This is a genomic window from Altererythrobacter litoralis (assembly GCF_036324225.1).
GTDB classification, from domain to species: domain Bacteria; phylum Pseudomonadota; class Alphaproteobacteria; order Sphingomonadales; family Sphingomonadaceae; genus Erythrobacter; species Erythrobacter litoralis_A.
This window is the reverse complement of record NZ_JAZDQV010000008.1, coordinates 41573-59223: the sequence shown is the minus strand read 5'-3', so window position 1 is coordinate 59223 and position 17651 is coordinate 41573. Positions and strand designations below refer to the sequence as shown.

The window sequence follows — 17651 nt, the reverse complement described above, 5'->3', positions numbered from 1 at the left end:
GGGCGTTAACCGTAAAGCCCGTGCAGATACCAGAGCGGCAAATCGCCGCGCTCGTCACCGGCGAGGCCGTGGCGATAGATCCAGTATCGCCGCCCCTTCTCGTCCTCGATACGATAGTAATCGCGCAGCCGCGCGCTGGAGCGTTCCCGCCACCACTCGGGCGCGATCCGCTCGGGCCCTTCCACCTTCACCACTTCGCGCACTGCGCCGCGCCAGCGGAACGAACGCGGATAGCCATCGGGCGTGGCATAGAGCACCGCGATAGCCTCGGGCCGGTCGAGCAGCTTGAGCGGGCGCTGATGAAACGCCAGCTCGCCTTGAGTGGCAGGTTCAGGTTCGAGCGGGGGCTGCCAGCGCTGCGCCCGCTCGGGCACATGGCTGGCATGCGGGACAGGGCGGCGCACCGCCTGCGGCCCAAGGCGGACGGTAAGCCGGTCGATACAGGCATTGAGCGATGTGCCATGCGATTCCGCCGCACTTTCGATATCGCGCTGGCCGAGTGCAAGCGGCTCGACCCAGCTGGCCCGCAAGCGCAGCAGTTCGATCCCGAAACCGGCATCCACACCATCCAGCTTGGCGCCGAACAGGCGACAGATATGCGCTGGATCGCGAGTGGATGCGGAAAGCTCAAGCGCACGGATGATGACTTCTCCATCGACCCGCCACAGCCCCAGCTCGAGCCGCCGAGCGCCCTCGCCCCGCCCTTCGAGTTCGCGCGTCATATCGGCGGCAAGGTCGCGCAGCACCTGGTCCAGCAGCTCGCGGTGACGGATCGGTTCGAGCAAGCGCCGCTCGACCAGTGGAATGTCCTGCGGCACGACCGGCAGCAGCGGCTCGGGCACGCGGCCAAGCAGCTGGTCCATCCGCACCAGCGGATTGGCCGAGGGTGACTTGCGGTTGCGGAAGCGGCGCTGCAGCGCGTCGCGCCCCACTCCGCCGAGTTCCCCAAGCCGCTTGAGCCCCAACCTGCGCAGCACGGTGAGCACATCGGGATCGAGACGCAACGCCGCCACTGGCAATTCGGCAAGGCGCATCGCGGCATCGTTGTCCGGGCCCAGAATCGCGCCATCCGGCCCGTAATGCGCGAGCGCCCATGCTGCACCGGCAGTGGGCGCGATCGCCAAACGAGCATTGAGGTCGCGTGCGGCAATTGCAGCGCGTGCATCGGCGATCAGGCGCCGCTCGCCCCCGAACAGATGCGCTACAGCCGTGACATCGACGACCAGCCCGTCGGGCGGGTCAAGCGCGCTCCATGGCCCCCAGCGTTGCGCCCACAACGCCAGCTTCTCCAGAAAGGCAAGGTCGCCTGCCGGATCGGATGGCGCGACGGCAATCGCGGGGCACAGGGTACGCGCATCGGCCAGCATCATGCCCGCGCGTGCACCGGCAGCTCGCCCTGCATCATTGGCTGCGGCGATGCGCGGACCATGCGCCGTTTCGGCAATCAGCACAGTGGGCGCGGCATCCGCGCCTTCACCGCGCCTGAAGCCGTTAGAGAGCCGCCAGCGATCGACCGCAAACTGCGCGAACCAGATCGACATGATCCGGCGCGGCGGCCCTTTCAGGGCTGTTGTGCGGTCGAGCGGCGGCGAGGCTGTTGCCGTCATCGCTCAAGCTCCATTCCCCGTGTGGATGCGACCGTGCACGGAACAGTTCGGCATACCAGGCAGGGTGGCCCGGCGCAGCCGCATTCCACCTTGCAGGAGCCGAAGGTGCAGCCGCGACTTTCCAGCGCATCCGCGCAGAGGAAAGCTCGGGCTGCGCTTCTAGCCGCACCAACCATAGTGGCACGCCATGCTTCTCCGCTGCGAGGCTGAGCCGACGCGAAGCGGTGAAATCCAGCGCGCGCGGATTGCCAGCGATTTCACCCAGCACGAACGCCAGGTCGCGGCAACGCAGTCCCTCTTCCAATGCGAACAGCGCGTCCTCCGGAGTCTGGGCTTCGACATGGATCAACCGGTGGCGCAATTCGGGTGGAAGCCCGTGGCGATAGGGGCGCCCGGTCAATCTCACCGCTGCACGATCCTGCACCCACAGCAGTTGGCGCCGGTCCTCTTGCGCCGGGCCGGATCGCCCGGCTGCTTTCAGCGCATCGCGCGCCAGGGCGAGCGCCAGCCCCGCCCCGCTCGCTTGATCGCCACTTGCAAAAACCTCGCTGTGCGCGGGCGCGGCCAAGCCCGGCCGCCAGCGCGGCAAGCGGGTACGCAGCAGCGCAGCGGCACCCTCGCCAGTGACAGCGAGCGGCGGCGTTTCCGGGGAATGGACGGCAGGATGGAGCATATGGGAACGACTCATTTGTTCTTATTATGTTCCATCCAGTCCCGATTCGCAATCGCGCACAAAAGAAAAGGGGCCGCCCGCAAGCGACCCCTTCGCAAATCATCCCAGACGCAGATCACTCATGCGGCGGATGGATCGGAACCATCAGTTCCTCCCCTGCGACATCGTCAACCACTTCAACGATTCCGCGCCCAAGGTGGCTACGGCTGCGGGAATAGAAGAAATAGACCAGCAACCCGAGCGCCCCCCAAGCCGGAAGGAACAGCATTGCAGCGCTGGGCAGGTTGAAGAACAGCAGGACACAACCGATGATCGTGAGCGGCGCAACCAGCCAAATTGCCGGCACCTTGAAATGGCGCTGGCGCGTCGGATCCTTCACCCGCAACACCATTACGGCCACCGCCACCATCAGGAATGCGTAGAGCGTACCGGCATTGGAAATGTCAGCCAGCTGACCGACAGGGAAAAAGGCTGCGGCAACCGCCACTGCGAGGCCGGTCATGATCGTCACGACGTGCGGCGTCTTGAACCTGGGATGCACGGTGCTCAGCTTCTCGGGCAGCAGCCCGTCACGGCTCATCACGAAGAAGATGCGCGTCTGGCCGAAAATCAGCACGAGAATGACAGACGGCAGCGCAAGGAAAGCCGCGATGCCCAGCATGTTGCCGATGCCAGAGAACCCGATCGCGCGCAGCACATGCGCCAGCGCCTCGTTCGAACAGACCAGCGCCTCGGCGTGTTCCGGCATGGCGCATTGCCGCGCCAGTTCTGCCGATCCAGCCTCCAGCGGGAATCCGGCGGCATCCATGATCGGCTGTCCGCCTAGCGTGCCAATGGCACCAGCAGCCACGAGGATGTAGAACACGGTGCAGAACAGCAGCGAACCGACCAGACCGATTGGTACGTTGCGCTGCGGGTCCTTGGTTTCTTCTGCCGCGGTCGAAACCGCGTCGAACCCGACATAGGCGAAGAACATAGTCGCCGCCGCGCCAACCGCACCGACGCCCGTACCCCAGCCACCGAACAGGCCCGCAGGTAAGAAGGGGTTGAACTTCTCCGCGCTGAATTCGGTGCTGCTGAGCGTGAGCGCGATGAAGGCCGTCAGCGCAGTCACCTTGATCGCCACCAGGATGGCATTGACCTTGGCGCTTTCGCTGGTGCCAATCACCAGCAGGCCGGTGATGAGCAGTGCGATCACCAATGCAGGCAGGTTGATCAGCCCGCCTTCTGCACCGCCCAGTGCCAGCGGCCCCGCGCTCAGCCAGCTAGGTAATTGTATGCCCAAGAACTCGTTGAGGATCGTACCGGTAAAATAGCCTGACCAGCCAACCGAAACGGCGCTGGCGGCAATCGCATATTCCATGATCAGCGCCCAGCCGACGGTCCATGCGAAGAACTCGCCAATGGTCGCGTAGCTGTAGGTGTAGGCGCTACCGGCCACCGGGATCATCGCTGCGATCTCGGCATAGCAGAGCGCAGCAACGATGCAGACAAGACCGGCAATGGCGAATGCAACCATCAGTCCGGGCCCGGCCTTTTGCGCGCCGACTGCGGTCAGCACGAAAATCCCCGTGCCGATAACGCAACCGATCCCCAGCAAGGTGAGCTGCAACCAGCCCAGCGTACGATGCAACGACTTCTTCTTCGCCGTCGCAAGAATTGCGTCGAGCGGCTTAACCCGGTCCAATAGCATAGAGCACTCCCCAATCAGGGGAGGAGATCCCTATCCTCCCCGACGGGAACACAGTTACCCTTCATTCGCCGGCAAGGAAAACGAATTCCTAGGCCGAAAGGCCGCTCACCATGATCCCGATCAGCGCCGCCGGGCACAGATAGCGCACCAGGAACCGCCAGAGCTTGTGTAGAGCCCCATCGAGCCCGTTCTCGCGATCGATCAACTTGGGATCGGCAACCCAGCCCACGAAGATGCAGGTGAGCAGTGCACCGATCGGCATGAACAGCTTCGACGTCACGCCATCGAGCGCGTCGAAGAAATTGGCCTCCGCGAACAGCGGAATGAGGGCAAGCGGCCGAAAATCGGCCATGTCGTTGAACGAAAATGCCGCCAGCGATCCCAGAACTGCGGCGCCCATTCCGACAATCAGCACGCTGGTTACACGAGAAATGTCGAAACGCTCCATCATCCACGATGTCGGGACTTCAAGCAGCGAAACCGAGCTAGTCAGTGCGGCGAAGGCAACCATCACGAAGAAGGCCACACCCACCAGCGAACCGATGGGCATGTTCTGGAAAGCCACCGGCAAGGACTGGAAAATCAGTCCCGGACCCGCGCTGGCGGACAGGCCTGCCGCAAACACAATCGGGAAGATGCACAGCCCAGCGATGAGCGCGACGGCGGTATCGGCACTAGCGATGATACCCGAGGTCTTGCCCAGATTGACGTCACGCCCCGCATAGGCGCCATAGGTGATCATGCCAGCCACACCCAGCGAAAGCGAGAAGAACGCCTGCCCGACGGCGGCAAGCATCACTTGCGGGGTCAGCTTCGAGAAATCGAAGGTAAACAGATAGTCGACCGTCTCGCTCGCAGCGCCGGTCGCGAAACCATAGACGGTGATCAGGATGAGCAAGACGAAGAATGCGGGCATCATCCAGGTCGCCACCCATTCGATACCCTTCGATACGCCGCGCGCCACGAAATACACAGTGATGCCTAGGAACAGCAGTTGGAGCCCGACCATCAACTGACCGTCACCGAACAGGCCGGGCAACAGGCTTTCGATGTCCTCGGCCGGGCGGCCCTGGAACGCACCGCCCATAACCCCGGTATGGAAAAGGTCGTTGATGAATACGCCAACGTAATAGAGCACCCAGCCGCCGACCACGCAGTAGAAACTCAGGATCAGGAACGCAGCGAAGACGCCGATCGAGGCGAAGATGTCCCAATGCTTCGATGCGCCGCTTTCGATCGCCAAGCGGCGCACGCTCTCAGGCGCAGAAGCCTGGCCGTGCCGCCCGATCAGAGTCTCCGACAGCAAGACTGGCAAACCGATCAGCAGCACACAGAGGATGTAGAAGAGCACGAAGGCGCCGCCGCCATTCTCGCCCGCTTCCGCAGGAAAGCGCCAGAGATTTCCCAAACCAACCGCGGCTCCGATCGCAGCCAATGCAAAAGCAGTTCGCGATGACCAGCCCTCACGCTTCGTTGCGGTGGTTCCGGAATTGTTAGCGGGTGCTGCAACCATCTGTATTCCCTTATATCATTGACGTGGCGACCTGCGGAAGGTGGTTACTGCCCCGATTTGCCAGTCCAGTCGAGCGGGCATTTGCGCAAATCCCCGGCTGGGCTAAAAGCGCGCCATGTCCACGACTTTCCAACTCGACACGGCAACCAGCCGTTCCCACCCCACACCGCAACCGATGCGGCGGCTAACCGTTCCCGCAATCAGGCAGCGCAAGAAGGATGATGTGACCGAGCAGCCCATCGTGATGCTTACCGCATACACGGCGCGCCAGGCGCAACTGCTCGACACGCATTGCGATATCCTGCTGGTGGGGGACTCGCTCGGGCAGGTGATCTACGGGCTCGATTCAACGGTGCCCGTCACGCTCGAAATGATGGCAAACCATGCTGCGGCGGTGGTCCGGGGCTCCTATCACTCGGTGGTGGTGGTCGACATGCCCTTCGGCTCCTACGAAGCGTCGAAGGAAAAGGCCTTTGAAAGCGCAGCCTACCTGCTCAAGGCGAGCGGCGCTGCGGCAGTGAAACTGGAAGGCGGCGCGGCAATGGCCGAAACGGTCGCGTTCTTGAACCAACGCGGCATCCCGGTGATGGGCCATGTCGGGCTGACCCCGCAGGCGGTCAATGTTCTGGGCGGCTATGGTGCGCGCGGACGCAGCGATGCGGAAGCCGAAAAAATCGTCAATGACGCCAGGGCGCTCGACGAAGCCGGTGCCTTTGCGATCGTGATCGAAGGGGTGGTTGAACCGATTGCGATCGAGGCTACCAGGGCTGTTTCCTGCCCCACTATCGGTATTGGAGCATCGGCCCAGTGCGACGGGCAAGTGCTCGTAACCGAGGACATGCTGGGCATGTTCGACCGCGTGCCGCGCTTCGTAAAACGCTACGAGGACATTGCCGGCATCATCGAGAAGACCGTCGCCCAATATGCGGAGGAAGTGCGCAATCGCAGTTTCCCGACCGAAGACCAGACCTACCAGCCCAAGGCCTGACGAGACCATGCAAACATTGATCCGCTACTACGGCTTCTCGCTGGCCTTCTCTTCCGTCTGCCTTGCGCTTGCGGTTTGGTACGGCTGGGCCAGCACTGAAAACATCACTGCCACCCTGGGCATCCTTTGGATCGTTTTCGTCCTGTCGATCCTCGAAGTCTCGCTCAGCTTCGACAATGCAGTGGTCAATGCCACCGTACTGCGGAACATGGATCCGGTGTGGCAGCGCCGCTTTCTCACTTGGGGCATCCTTATCGCAGTGTTCGGCATGCGCATCGTGTTTCCGATCGCCATCGTTGCCATTGCAGCAAAGCTGGGACCGATCGATGCGATCAACTTGTCGCTCAACAATCCGGAGGAATACCAAAGGATCGTATCCGCGGCCCATATCGGGATTGCCGGGTTCGGTGGCGCGTTCCTTGCGATGGTCGGGCTCGTCTTCTTTTTCGAGGAAGACAAAGAGATTCACTGGATCGCGGTGCTTGAGCGCAACATCAATCGCTTTTCGACCGTTCCAGCTGTCGAAATCGGCCTCGTGCTGGCGCTGATCTATGGCGTGTCGACCATGCTCAGCCCTGAAGATGCGAATACCTTCCTGACGGCGGGCATACTGGGACTGCTTACCTATATTGGTGTGAACGCAATCGCTGCCCTGCTGGAGCAGCACGAGGCGAAAAAGCGTACCGCCGGGGTTATCGTAAAGTCAGGCCTCGGCGGGTTCCTTTACCTCGAAGTGCTCGATGCTAGCTTCAGCTTCGACGGCGTGATCGGCGCCTTCGCACTCTCGAACAACATGATCATCATCGCGCTGGGCTTGTCTGTGGGCGCGATCTTCGTGCGTTCGATCACGATCCACCTGGTGCAGACCGGCACGCTGGCGCAGTACCGCTATCTCGAACACGGCGCATTCTGGGCGATCATCGTGCTCGGCGCGATCATGCTGCTATCGGCCAAGTTCCACATTCCCGAAACTATCACCGGCCTGATCGGGGCGACGCTGATCGGCCTGTCGTTCTGGTGGTCAGTGCGGCATAACCGCCGCGAAGGCAGCGGAATGATCGATCTCAATGCCGCGCAAGACGGCTAGCCAGCGGCGCTGCCATCAGAAGTTGCAGCAGGTGATAGAGCAATAGCGGTGCGATCACGAAGCCCGCGACCTCGGGCTTGAAGAGGATCGCAGCAAGCGGCGCCCCGATTGCCACGCTTTTCTGCGCGCCCGCATACATGAAGGCCTTTCGGTCGGAGCGAGGATAGCCGAGCAGTCCTCCGGCCCACCAAGCCGCCAGATGGGCCAGCAGCAGGAACGCGACGGTCAGCGCGAGCAGCCATGCCCAGATTGCCCCGCCGAACATATGGAGCAAGCCCTGCTCGACTGCACCCGACATAGCCACATAGACCGCAATCCCGATTACGGTCCGATCGAGCCACACGATCCGCGCCTTGCGTTCGCGCACCCATTCTCCGGTCCAATCCTGCAGCGCCTGGCCGATCATGAACGGCAGCACGAGGATCATCCCGATGCGGATAATCGCTTCATAGCCGACATCCACAGCCGCGCTGCCGGCCATCAGTGCAAACAGCGGCGCGGTGACAAACACGCCGGCGATGTTGACCAGCGCCGCCCCCACCACGGCAAGCGCGATATTGCCGCCCGCCAGCGTCGTGTAGGAAGTCGCCGACTGGATGGTCGATGGCAGGGTGCCGAGAAACAGGAAGCCCAGCGCCACAAGCGGCGGCAGCAGCGGCGTCGCCACTGCCGCGAAGCCCATCCCGCCCAGTGCCATCACGCCGAAAACCCACAGCATCAGCGGGACGAAATAGCGCCAGTTCCGCAGCCCCAGCGCAATCTCGCCGCGAGGGACACGCATCCCGTTGACAAGGAAAAGCAGGAAGATGCCGATACTCGAGATCAGCCTGGCCGTTTCGCGCAACTCACCTTCCGCCGGCAGGGCGAGCGCCAGCAAGGTCGCCACCAGCAGGACTGCGATCATCGGGTCAGCGAGGAGCGAGAGGCGCGAACGCATCCCCGACAACTGCCCGCATGGTGCAGGCTTGTCGAGTGGCGACCGCCTTGCCTTCCCCCGTCAGGCCTGCAGCCCGTATTGCCTAAGCAGGTCGTAAAGCGTCGGGCGGCTGATCCCCAGCATCTTGGCGGTGCTGGAAATATTGCCTTCGCTGCGCGCCAGCGCATGGCGGATCACGCGCCGATCTGCATCCTCGCGTGCGCTCTTGAGGTTGAGCACATCGTCGCGATCCTCACCGTTTTCCTGAAGGTCGAGATCGCCCGCGCCGACCAATTTGCCATCGGCCATGATCACCGCGCGCTTCACGCGGTTTTCGAGCTCGCGCACATTTCCGGGCCAATGCCATTCGTCGATCGCGGCCAGAGCATCGGGCGCGAAGCCGCTAACCTGTGGGTTCATTTCATTAGCGAAGCGCTTGAGGAAGGCCTTGGCCAGAAGCGTCGCATCGCCATGCCGCTCCGCTAGGGTCGGGACCTTCACCACGATCTCGGCCAGGCGATAGAACAAGTCCTCACGGAAAGTGCCCTGTGCGCACATTGCCTCGAGATCCTGGTGCGTGGCGCATACGATGCGGGTGTCGACCTCGATCACCTTGCGCCCGCCCAGCCGCTCGATGGTGCGTTCCTGCAGGAAGCGCAGAAGCTTCACCTGCAGCGACAGCGGGATATCGCCCACTTCGTCAAGGAACAGCGTGCCGCCTGCAGCATTTTCGATTTTGCCTTCGGTCGTCTTGACCGCACCGGTGAAGGCGCCCTTCTCATGGCCGAATAGTTCGCTTTCAAGCAGGTTTTCCGGGATCGCCGCGCAGTTGATCGCGATGAAAGGACCGCGCGCGCGGTCGCTAGATTCATGCAGCCCCTTGGCGAGCAGTTCCTTGCCGGTCCCGCTGGCGCCAAGCAGCATCACTGAGACATTGGTCTTGGCGACGCGCTCGATCGTGCGCGCGACCTTGACCATCTCCGGAGCTGCGGTGATCAGCCCGCCCAGCACGCGATTGTCATCGCCCGAGCGGTCCTTCAGCCTGCGGTTTTCCTGCTCGATCTGGTGCAGGTTGAAAGCGCGGCGCACGATCAAGCCTAGCGCCTCGATATCGACCGGTTTCTGGTAGAAATCATAAGCTCCGCGTTCGATCGCATTTAGCGCGCTTTCGCGCGCGCCATGGCCCGATGCGACGATGACCTTGGTGTCGGGCTTCAGTTCCATGATCGCATCCAGCACGGCAAAGCCTTCGCTGGTGCCATCCGGATCGGGCGGAAGGCCGAGATCGAGCGTAACGACAGCGGGTTCGACCTGGCGCAACGCGGCAATTGCGCCTTCGCGATCGGTCGCCTGGACGACTTCGAAGTCGTCATAGGCCCACTTGAGCTGCGCCTGCAGGCCCTCGTCGTCTTCCACGACCAGCAATGCGGGTTTCCTGTCGGCCATCACGCCACCTCACTCTTGAATTGATTGTCTTGGCCCAGCAGGTCCGCCGCCGCTGCGAGCGGCAGGCTCACGATAAATCTTGTGCCGAGGCCCTCGCGGCTTTCGACGTTCAGCCGACCGCCCATCGCACGCACCAGTTCGCGCGCCTCGAAGGCACCGATACCGAAGCCGCCATCCTTGGACGAGACGAAGGGCTTGAACAGGCCGCCGCGCACGAATTCGGGCGTCATTCCCGAACCACTGTCGACGATTTCAATTCGGCCGTTGAGCCCGTCGCTCGAAATATCGAGATAGACCGGGGCATCGGAGGCACTTGCGTCGATCGCATTCTGCACCAGGTGCTGCAGCGCCTGTTCCAGCGCTTCGGCGTCTCCCTGCACCACGCACAGCTCATTGCGCGTGAGCTTCACCGGATGGATCGTGCCAAAGCGTTGCACGAGCCGCTTGGCGACCGCGCCCAGATTGCCTTCGCGACCGCCGCCAACCTTGCCGGTGCCGTAACGCCCCAGTCGCGCCAACAAGGTCTGAAGCTTGTCGGCGCTGTTGCGCAGGGTGATCAGCATGTCGGCACGGAAATCTGGGTTCTCCGCATGCTTCTCGGCATTGCGGGCAAGCAACGTAAGCTGGCTGGCGAGGTTCTTGATGTCATGCATCACGAAAGCGATGCGTCGGTTGAACTCGTCGAACCGCGCCGCTTCCATTAGCGCCTGCTGCCCCGCCTGCTCGGCCAGATAGCTGGCCAGCTGGCGCCCGGCGGCGCGAAGCAGGTCGAAGTCTTCCCAGTCGAGCGCGCGAGCAAGCGGCGGGCGCGCCAGCACGACGACACCTGCAAGCCGTTCGAAATGGATCAGCGGCACCACCGCCCAGGCAGCTGGCGCGGCGCGCAGCCATTGGGGCATGTCGTCCGCTTCCGACGCGGTGCCAACGCGAGCGCGCAGCGCATCTATGTCGAAGACGAATTCGCTGCGCTCGAGCAGGCCCGCAAAGCGATATCCAGCGGCCGGCGACGGCACATCGAGGTCGGGCCATTGCCAGCGTGCAACCAGTTCAAGCTCCGCCTCCTCGTTAGGGGCAAGCAGGATGCCGGCGGGACTGTCGGTAATATCGGCCATAGCCTTCACCGCGCGTTCTTGCAGGCTCCCGCCCGATGCCCCGCCGCGACCCATTGTCTCGGTGAAGCGGAGCCACTCGGCGCGATAATCATAGCGGTGATGGAAAAGGTGTTTGGCGAGCATGACGCGAAGCCAGCCACGTGCCCGCGCTGATGGCAGCCAGATGATCGCGGCGACGCTGGCCATGACGAGGAAGCCGACCTGCGTAACCCGGCCAAGATCGCCGCCAAGCAGGGCGAGCGACCGCGTCACAACCACCATCACAAGCAAATAGCCGCCGATGAGCAGCAGCGACAGGCTTCGAAAGGCAACCGCCCGCGAAGGGCTGAACCGCAAACCAGCCGTGGCAGGGTGGCTGCCGATTGCCAGCGCGATCGTAAGCAAGCCCATGAGCGATCCACGAAGCGCTAGGAGCAGTTCGGGCGATTCGCTGCTCAGGTAGGCAACGGTGTGCAGATTGAGGTCGTAAAGCCAGATCCCGGCCAGTGCGATCGCGCTCCAGCGCAGCAAACGCTGCGAGGCCGCCGCCGCACCTGCGTAGAGGTTGTGCAACAGCACCAGCGCGCCGATCGAAACAAGGACATGGAGCACGGCGGCACTCTGGAATGTCAGGACGACGAATTCGGCCGGGACTGCCAGCCGCATCGACAGGATCATCAGCGGAAGTTGGGAAAGCTCGACGAGGAACAGGGTGATCACGAGCGGGCGGATCGGCCGCAGGCTCTCATCACGCCCGTCATTCGCGAACAGTCGGAACAACAGATAGATAAGGGAAATGTTGCGCGCTGACTCAGCCAGTTCGGCTGCCAAAGATACCGGCGTCAGCGCCGCAGCCAGCCCTGACCACAGCCCGGTGAGCGCAACGGCAACTATGGCCGCATGCCGGTCGAGCCGCGAACGGTCGCCCTTGCGCAGGATCCACAGCGCCGCAGCTATGCAGGCGATTGCGCCCAGCACATTGCTGGCTAGCCCTACTGTCGCGAACAGCCCTGTTTCGACTACCGGCATCAAGCGAGCACCGCCTTGAGCCGGGCGCGCGAAAGCACGCGCGTCAATATGCGCTGTTCATCGCGATTGTTCAGGCTCTGCATCACCACGTACCGGCGCCTCATCATTCGAAGGACTAAGCCTAAGGCCGAGGTGTGAAATGTCGGTAAACTTTACACTAGGTTTGAAATGCCAGCTTTCCTGCGGGTTTGCAGGGTTGATCTCAGGTTAACTCGGCGAAGTTTTCCGCGAGATCGCTCCTAGCGCTGGGGACTGAATTCGAACGGTGTTACGCCGCGCGCCACGCGGTCGACCCGCAGCGGCGCACCTCTGGGCGGGAGCGAACGCTGGCGGCACCCCTCGCGATAGCATCGCGCGCAACCTAGCCCGATTGGCTGCGCGGCCGCTTGGTCGAGCGATATTCCCTTGGCCAGCGTCAACTGCCCGCCAAACCGTGCCTCCACGCCCAGCACGATAACAAATGTCGCGTCTTCACCCGCACCAATCGCTTCGACCGTCCTCGCGATAGTAAGCCAATGAGCCGGCCCGGAATCTGCACCTTCGACCATGACCGGTTGTACGCAGAATTCGCCGCGCCGTTCGAAGGCCTTGTGCGCAACCCACAGCGGACATGTAGCCTCGCTTTCGAGAAGCGTCGCGCCACTCGCACCGGAGAAACGCTTCGAGAATTGGCCCGCCCGGTCGAGCCGCGCCATGAAGAAAGGCAGTCCACGCTGCCCAACCCGCTGGAGCGTGGTGAGCCTATGCGCCAATTGTTCGAAACTGACGCCGAAACGGCGCTGCAGGACGGTGAAATCATATCCCGTCTGCTCGCAGGCACGGAGAAAACGGCCATATGGCATCAGCAGGGCAGCGGCGAAATAGGCGGTGAGGTGCCGTTCGAACAACTGGCGCGCGGCATTGTCGTCGAGCTGGGCACCGGCCACAAGCTTGGATATCGCTTCTCGCTGCTCGAGCGAGACGAGCTGCGACGCGATCTGGAAATTGCGCGAGGATCGGTCGAGCATCTCGGAGAGTTGCAGCTGGCGCGCATGGAGGTCGAGCCGGCGAAGGGCATCGGGCATGACATCGAGCGGCAGGATCCGTACAGTCAGTTGATGCCTTTCGCGTAGCCGCTCGGTCAGGGCCGCACCAAGGTCGCCATGGGACAGGCGCAACTCGTCGGCAAGTTGCTCCGCTGCATGATCGAGATCGGCGAAATGGTTGCGCCATCGCTCGATCTCCCGCCGTGATGCGACAAGCGAGTCATTGACTCCGCCCGCATCCTGACCGCTACGGTCGTAGAGCCGCGCGAGGGCCGCCGCGGCCTGCGGAGCGACTGCCAGCAATTCGCTGACTTCGTCCCGGTCGATCCCCAGATCGGCGAAACGTTCGTCGGCAAGGCGCCGCGCCATACCGTCGACCCCGCCAATCGCTTCATCTTCCCGCAGCGAACGGGGATCGAAGTCGAACCGCTCAATCACCTGCATCAGCACCCGCGCGGAAAGCGGACGCTGGTTCCGCTCGATCAGATTGAGGTAACTCGGGCTAATTCCAAGTGTGGCGGCCATGGTCGCCTGGGTCAGCCCCTCGCGTTTGCGCAGGCGACGCAGAGCCGGGCCAGCAAGGAGCAGGTTCTCGGTCATATTTGTAAATATATTTACATTTTTACACTCTGAAAAGCCCAAACCTGCTCATTGAGACAAGATATTTTGTAATTTTTTCTGTTGTCCGGGCGATTCGTACGTCATTCCTGTTCGCGAGGGGCACCTTCCCGCCCCGTCAGGAGACAGCAAATGACTTACCAGGCCACCATCGCCGATCTGCGCAAGACCATCACAACGAATGGCTCGCCGTGGAATGCGATTGATGCCGAGAGTGCCGCGCGCATGCAATTCCAGAACCGCTTCCGCTCGGGTCTCGACATCGCCAGGTACACCGCGAAGATCATGCGCGCTGACATGGCGGCCTATGATGCCGATCCTGCCAATTACACCCAGTCGCTGGGCTGCTGGCACGGCTTCATCGCCCAGCAGAAGATGATCAGCATCAAGAAGCATTTCGGCAGCACCAAGCAGCGTTACCTCTACCTGTCGGGCTGGATGATTGCCGCGCTCCGTAGCGAATTCGGGCCGCTTCCCGACCAGTCGATGCATGAGAAGACCTCGGTTCCCGCTCTGATCGAGGAACTCTACACCTTCCTGCGCCAGGCCGACGCACGCGAACTGGGCATGATGTTCCGCGATCTGGATGCTGCGCGCGAGCGTGGCGACGAAGTTGAAGCAAAGCGCATCGAACATGCAATCGACAGCTACGAAACGCATGTCGTCCCGATCATCGCGGACATCGACGCCGGTTTCGGCAATGCCGAAGCGACGTATTTGCTCGCCAAGAAGATGATCGAAGCCGGCGCTTGCGCCATCCAGCTTGAAAACCAGGTTTCCGACGAAAAGCAATGCGGCCACCAGGACGGCAAGGTCACCGTTCCGCATGAGGACTTCCTGCAGAAGATCCGCGCGGTTCGCTATGCCTTCCTCGAACTCGGTGTCGATGACGGGATCATCGTTGCCCGCACCGACTCGCTCGGCGCTGGCCTGACCAAGCAGATCGCTTTCTCGAAGGAAGCAGGCGACCTGGGCGACCAGTACAATTCCTTCCTCGATTGCGACGAGGTCGAAGCAGGCCAGATCGGCAATGGCGACGTGCTGATCACCCGCAACGGCAAGCTGCTGCGCCCCAAGCGCCTGCCCAGCAACCTCTACCAGTTCCGCTCGGGAACGGGTGAAGACCGCTGTGTGCTCGATTGCATCACTTCGCTCCAGAACGGCGCAGACCTGCTGTGGATCGAAACCGAAAAGCCGCATATCGGCCAGATCGGCGGGATGGTGAACCGCATTCGTGAGGTCATTCCCAATGCCAAGCTGGTCTACAACAACTCGCCCAGCTTCAACTGGACGCTCAACTTCCGCCAGCAGGTGTTCGACGCATGGACCGAAGCAGACAAGGACGTTTCGGGCTATGACAGGGCCAAGCTGATGAGCGCGGACTATGACGGCAGCGAACTCGCCGCTGAAGCCGATGAACGCATCCGTACCTTCCAGAAGGACGCGGCGGCGCAGGCAGGCATCTTCCACCATCTCATTACCTTGCCGACCTATCACACGGCTGCACTCAGCACCGACAATCTCGCCAAGGAATACTTCGGCGACCAGGGCATGCTGGGCTACGTCAAGAACGTCCAGCGGCAGGAAATCCGCCAGGGTATCGCCTGCGTGAAGCACCAGAACATGTCTGGCAGCGACATCGGCGACGACCACAAGGAATATTTCGCTGGCGAAGCGGCCCTAAAGGCAGCTGGCAAGGACAACACGATGAACCAGTTCGAGGCTGCGTAACGCGCAGCCTTGAGGGAGAACGACTATGACCGATAGCGAAACCAAGCCGAGCGAACCGGGACGTGCGAGGGCACTGCTCTCAACCGCGGACTTCAAGCTGCTTCGCCGTGCGCTCGAAAGCTACGCCCGGACCACAGAGGACCGCGACGAATTGGCCAAGATCAATGCGCTTCATCACCGACTCGGCAATTATGGCTAAGTAACCCTTTTCGGGGCGCCCCCTTCGCCCCGTTACCATTCTCCTGGGGAGGAGACACGGCCGTCGGTGCACCCCCCGCACCGGCGGCCGTCAGATGTCTGGGATGGACCGAATTGACGACCTACATGCCGTAGGTCGTGACCAGCAGCACCGAAAGCACAGTGACCATCAGGAACACCAGTGGCACGCCAGTACGAATGTAGTCGTTGAACTGGTAGCTGCCTTCGGACATGATCAGCATGTTCGTCTGGTAAGCTACCGGAGTCGCGTAACAGAGGTTGCAGCCGAACAGCACGGCCAGGATCAGCGGCTCCGGTGGCAGGCCGAGCTGGGTCGCGATCTTGAAGGCAATTGGCGTGCCCACTGTTGCGGCCGTAGCGTTCGAAGCGAAATTGGTCAGAAGCGTCACGAACAGCATGATCGCCGCCAACACCGCAGCGGGCGGCAAGTGCTGCAACCCCATCGCCAGTGCCTCGCCCAGCCATTCCGCAGCACCGCTTTCGAGCACGATGCGCCCGATCGCAATGCTGGCGGCAACGAGCACGATCACTCTCGCGGAAAGGGCGCGCCCTACCCGGTCGAACTTCACGCAGCCGGTCACGAACATCAGGATTGCGCCTGCCAGCGCCGATATCGCGATCGGGAAGATGCCAATTGAGGCAGTAAAGACCGAGAAGATCATGATCGCCGCAGCGAGCAGCGCCTTCGACTTGCGCGGCAGTTCGCGCGCGCCCTCGAGCATCAGCAGGCTGTCGGCATCGGCGAAATCCTGCAGGCTGCCGGGCAGGCCCATCACCAGCAACACGTCGCCTTCCGAAATCCGCAAGTCGCCGCCCTGGCTGTATTGGTCGCGCTCGCCCATCAGCCTTTCGGGCCGGTGGATTCCCAACACGGCAACGCCGTAAAGATCGGCGATGCCCGAAGTCGGCAGTGTCCGGCTGATAAGCCGCGAGTCGGCAGTTACCGTCATCTCGACGACGGTGATATCCTGCCCCTTGGCCGCGGATTCGCGCCGGATACGGTCGACCACCCAACTTGGCGCGAGATGCCCCTTGAGAACGCGCATCGCATCCTCGAGCGCTTCGTGTGTGCCCGATATGTGGAGACGCTGTTGCGGCTGGAGCGGACCACTTGGGTGGTCGTGAAAGCGAATATCCCCCGGCAGGCGCGGCAGGATGGAAGAAAGCTCGACCCCCGCCAGCGAGCTGTCCGGCGCAATCCTGAGGCGGGTATGGAAGCGCCGTTGGACGGCCTTGCTTTCCACGCTGTTGTCACCCAGCAGGCGCGGCATCACCAACCATAGATAGGGCAGCGCTATCAGCGCCGCGATCAGTACGATCGGCGTGTAATGGAACACGCCCATTGTTGGCATGCCCAGGTCGACGGCAATCGAAACCACAAGGATATTGGTTGAAGTGCCGATCGTTGTCGCCATGCCGCCGATCAACACCGCCGCGTTGAGCGGAATGAGTGTTTTCGATGCAGGCATTGCCCCGCGCGCGGCCAGCGCCACGAAAATCGGCATCAGCAACACCAGAACAGGCGTGTCGTTGACGCCCATCGACAAGAACAAGGCCAGCAGCAATGATACGAGCAGCCCAAGCTGCAAGTTGATTTTGAAAACCCGCTCCAGCAAGCGCGCTGCCGGTTCGAGCGCCCCAGTCACGACCAGGCCGCGCCCCATGATCATCAGTGCGCAGATCGTGATCAATGCGTAATGGCCGAAGCCCGAGAAGGCGAGCGCAAGCCCGTCGGTGGGGTTGGTACCTTCAAGCGGGAAGAAATAAAGTCCCACCGCAATTACTGCGATCGTGAGCAGCGAAATGATCTCGACCGGCATGCGCCCGCGCGCGAACGCAACGAACATCGCCAGCGTCACCGCCATCGCTGCCATGGCATGGAAGGAAGGTAAGGCCAGCATCGCTAACCGCATGAATCCCAAAGGCTGGATGAAAAGACAAGGCCTTTTCCCAAAAGCGCTGGTTGCGGCGCCTGAGACGAGCGGCAATGGTCTCTTTGCGGGATAACCGCATGA

At 62.2% G+C, this 17651-nt stretch carries 13 protein-coding genes; 4 read left to right on the top strand and 9 right to left on the bottom strand.

Translation table 11 applies throughout. From position 1 onward, the window contains the following. Positions 1-5 precede the first annotated feature (5 nt). The 4 genes from VRS74_RS09290 to VRS74_RS09275 all read right to left on the bottom strand — a co-directional run bounded on the left by VRS74_RS09290 (position 6) and on the right by VRS74_RS09275 (position 5486). On the bottom strand, positions 6-1607 hold the full coding sequence (locus VRS74_RS09290) for a Y-family DNA polymerase (protein ID WP_354144976.1): 1602 nt from the start codon (positions 1605-1607) through the stop codon (positions 6-8). Next, entirely contained in the window at positions 1492-2295 is an 804-nt protein-coding gene (locus VRS74_RS09285; protein ID WP_354144975.1) for a recA-like protein, read from the bottom strand. Before VRS74_RS09285 ends, VRS74_RS09290 begins: the two co-directional genes overlap by 116 nt. A gap of 100 nt (positions 2296-2395) precedes the next feature. Continuing rightward, positions 2396-3973 carry an amino acid permease gene (locus VRS74_RS09280; protein ID WP_354144974.1) on the bottom strand — a complete coding sequence of 526 codons (1578 nt, stop codon included), beginning with the start codon at positions 3971-3973 and terminating at the stop codon, positions 2396-2398. Between the two features lie 88 nt (positions 3974-4061). Further along, positions 4062-5486, bottom strand: coding sequence for a sodium-dependent transporter (locus VRS74_RS09275; protein ID WP_354144973.1), 1425 nt, complete (start codon positions 5484-5486; stop codon positions 4062-4064). A 115-nt stretch (positions 5487-5601) separates the two neighbouring features. Between VRS74_RS09275 and panB the strand changes: the two genes are divergently transcribed. Both panB and VRS74_RS09265 read left to right on the top strand, forming a co-directional pair. Further along, on the top strand, positions 5602-6474 hold the full coding sequence (gene panB / locus VRS74_RS09270) for a 3-methyl-2-oxobutanoate hydroxymethyltransferase (protein WP_354144972.1): 873 nt from the start codon (positions 5602-5604) through the stop codon (positions 6472-6474). 7 nt (positions 6475-6481) lie between these two features. Next, positions 6482-7561: a DUF475 domain-containing protein gene (locus tag VRS74_RS09265; protein WP_354144971.1), complete on the top strand. Its 1080-nt coding sequence runs from the start codon at positions 6482-6484 to the stop codon at positions 7559-7561. Here the strand turns inward: VRS74_RS09265 and VRS74_RS09260 are convergent. The 4 genes from VRS74_RS09260 to VRS74_RS09245 form a co-directional block, all read right to left on the bottom strand. Further along, positions 7539-8498: a bile acid:sodium symporter family protein gene (locus VRS74_RS09260; protein WP_354144970.1), complete on the bottom strand. Its 960-nt coding sequence runs from the start codon at positions 8496-8498 to the stop codon at positions 7539-7541. The two genes, VRS74_RS09265 and VRS74_RS09260, sit on opposite strands and share 23 nt — an antisense overlap. A 60-nt stretch (positions 8499-8558) precedes the next feature. After that, positions 8559-9923 carry a PEP-CTERM-box response regulator transcription factor gene (gene prsR, locus VRS74_RS09255; protein ID WP_354144969.1) on the bottom strand — a complete coding sequence of 455 codons (1365 nt, stop codon included), beginning with the start codon at positions 9921-9923 and terminating at the stop codon, positions 8559-8561. After that, positions 9923-12043, bottom strand: coding sequence for an XrtA/PEP-CTERM system histidine kinase PrsK (prsK, locus tag VRS74_RS09250; protein ID WP_354144968.1), 2121 nt, complete (start codon positions 12041-12043; stop codon positions 9923-9925). Before prsK ends, prsR begins: the two co-directional genes overlap by 1 nt. Positions 12044-12282: 239 nt before the next feature. After that, positions 12283-13668 (bottom strand): helix-turn-helix domain-containing protein, encoded by a 1386-nt coding sequence (locus VRS74_RS09245; protein WP_354144967.1) that lies wholly within the window; start codon positions 13666-13668, stop codon positions 12283-12285. 150 nt (positions 13669-13818) lie between these two features. Here VRS74_RS09245 and VRS74_RS09240 point away from each other — a divergent pair, with 150 nt between their 5' ends. Both VRS74_RS09240 and VRS74_RS09235 read left to right on the top strand, forming a co-directional pair. Further along, a complete protein-coding gene (locus tag VRS74_RS09240) occupies positions 13819-15417 on the top strand; it encodes an isocitrate lyase (RefSeq protein WP_354144966.1) in 1599 nt (532 codons plus the stop codon). 25 nt (positions 15418-15442) lie between these two features. Next, a complete protein-coding gene (locus tag VRS74_RS09235) occupies positions 15443-15616 on the top strand; it encodes a hypothetical protein (RefSeq protein WP_354144965.1) in 174 nt (57 codons plus the stop codon). 121 nt (positions 15617-15737) lie between these two features. Here the strand turns inward: VRS74_RS09235 and VRS74_RS09230 are convergent, their stop codons facing one another. Next, the gene (locus tag VRS74_RS09230; protein WP_354144964.1) at positions 15738-17510 is read right to left on the bottom strand and encodes an SLC13 family permease; all 1773 of its coding nucleotides are present in this window, start codon (positions 17508-17510) and stop codon (positions 15738-15740) included. Positions 17511-17651 lie beyond the last annotated feature (141 nt).

Bases quoted from the DNA above. Each gene is read 5' to 3' on its own strand.
- VRS74_RS09285 (WP_354144975.1), bottom strand. From the start codon at position 2,295: ATGAGTCGTTCCCATATGCTCCATCCTGCCGTCCATTCCCCGGAAACG.
- VRS74_RS09240 (WP_354144966.1), top strand. From the start codon at position 13,819: ATGACTTACCAGGCCACCATCGCCGATCTGCGCAAGACCATCACAACG.
- VRS74_RS09290 (WP_354144976.1), bottom strand. From the start codon at position 1,607: ATGACGGCAACAGCCTCGCCGCCGCTCGACCGCACAACAGCCCTGAAA.
- VRS74_RS09280 (WP_354144974.1), bottom strand. From the start codon at position 3,973: ATGCTATTGGACCGGGTTAAGCCGCTCGACGCAATTCTTGCGACGGCG.
- VRS74_RS09230 (WP_354144964.1), bottom strand. From the start codon at position 17,510: ATGGCAGCGATGGCGGTGACGCTGGCGATGTTCGTTGCGTTCGCGCGC.
- VRS74_RS09275 (WP_354144973.1), bottom strand. From the start codon at position 5,486: ATGGTTGCAGCACCCGCTAACAATTCCGGAACCACCGCAACGAAGCGT.
- prsK (WP_354144968.1), bottom strand. From the start codon at position 12,043: ATGCCGGTAGTCGAAACAGGGCTGTTCGCGACAGTAGGGCTAGCCAGC.
- panB (WP_354144972.1), top strand. From the start codon at position 5,602: ATGTCCACGACTTTCCAACTCGACACGGCAACCAGCCGTTCCCACCCC.
- prsR (WP_354144969.1), bottom strand. From the start codon at position 9,923: ATGGCCGACAGGAAACCCGCATTGCTGGTCGTGGAAGACGACGAGGGC.
- VRS74_RS09265 (WP_354144971.1), top strand. From the start codon at position 6,482: ATGCAAACATTGATCCGCTACTACGGCTTCTCGCTGGCCTTCTCTTCC.
- VRS74_RS09260 (WP_354144970.1), bottom strand. From the start codon at position 8,498: ATGCGTTCGCGCCTCTCGCTCCTCGCTGACCCGATGATCGCAGTCCTG.
- VRS74_RS09235 (WP_354144965.1), top strand. From the start codon at position 15,443: ATGACCGATAGCGAAACCAAGCCGAGCGAACCGGGACGTGCGAGGGCA.
- VRS74_RS09245 (WP_354144967.1), bottom strand. From the start codon at position 13,668: ATGACCGAGAACCTGCTCCTTGCTGGCCCGGCTCTGCGTCGCCTGCGC.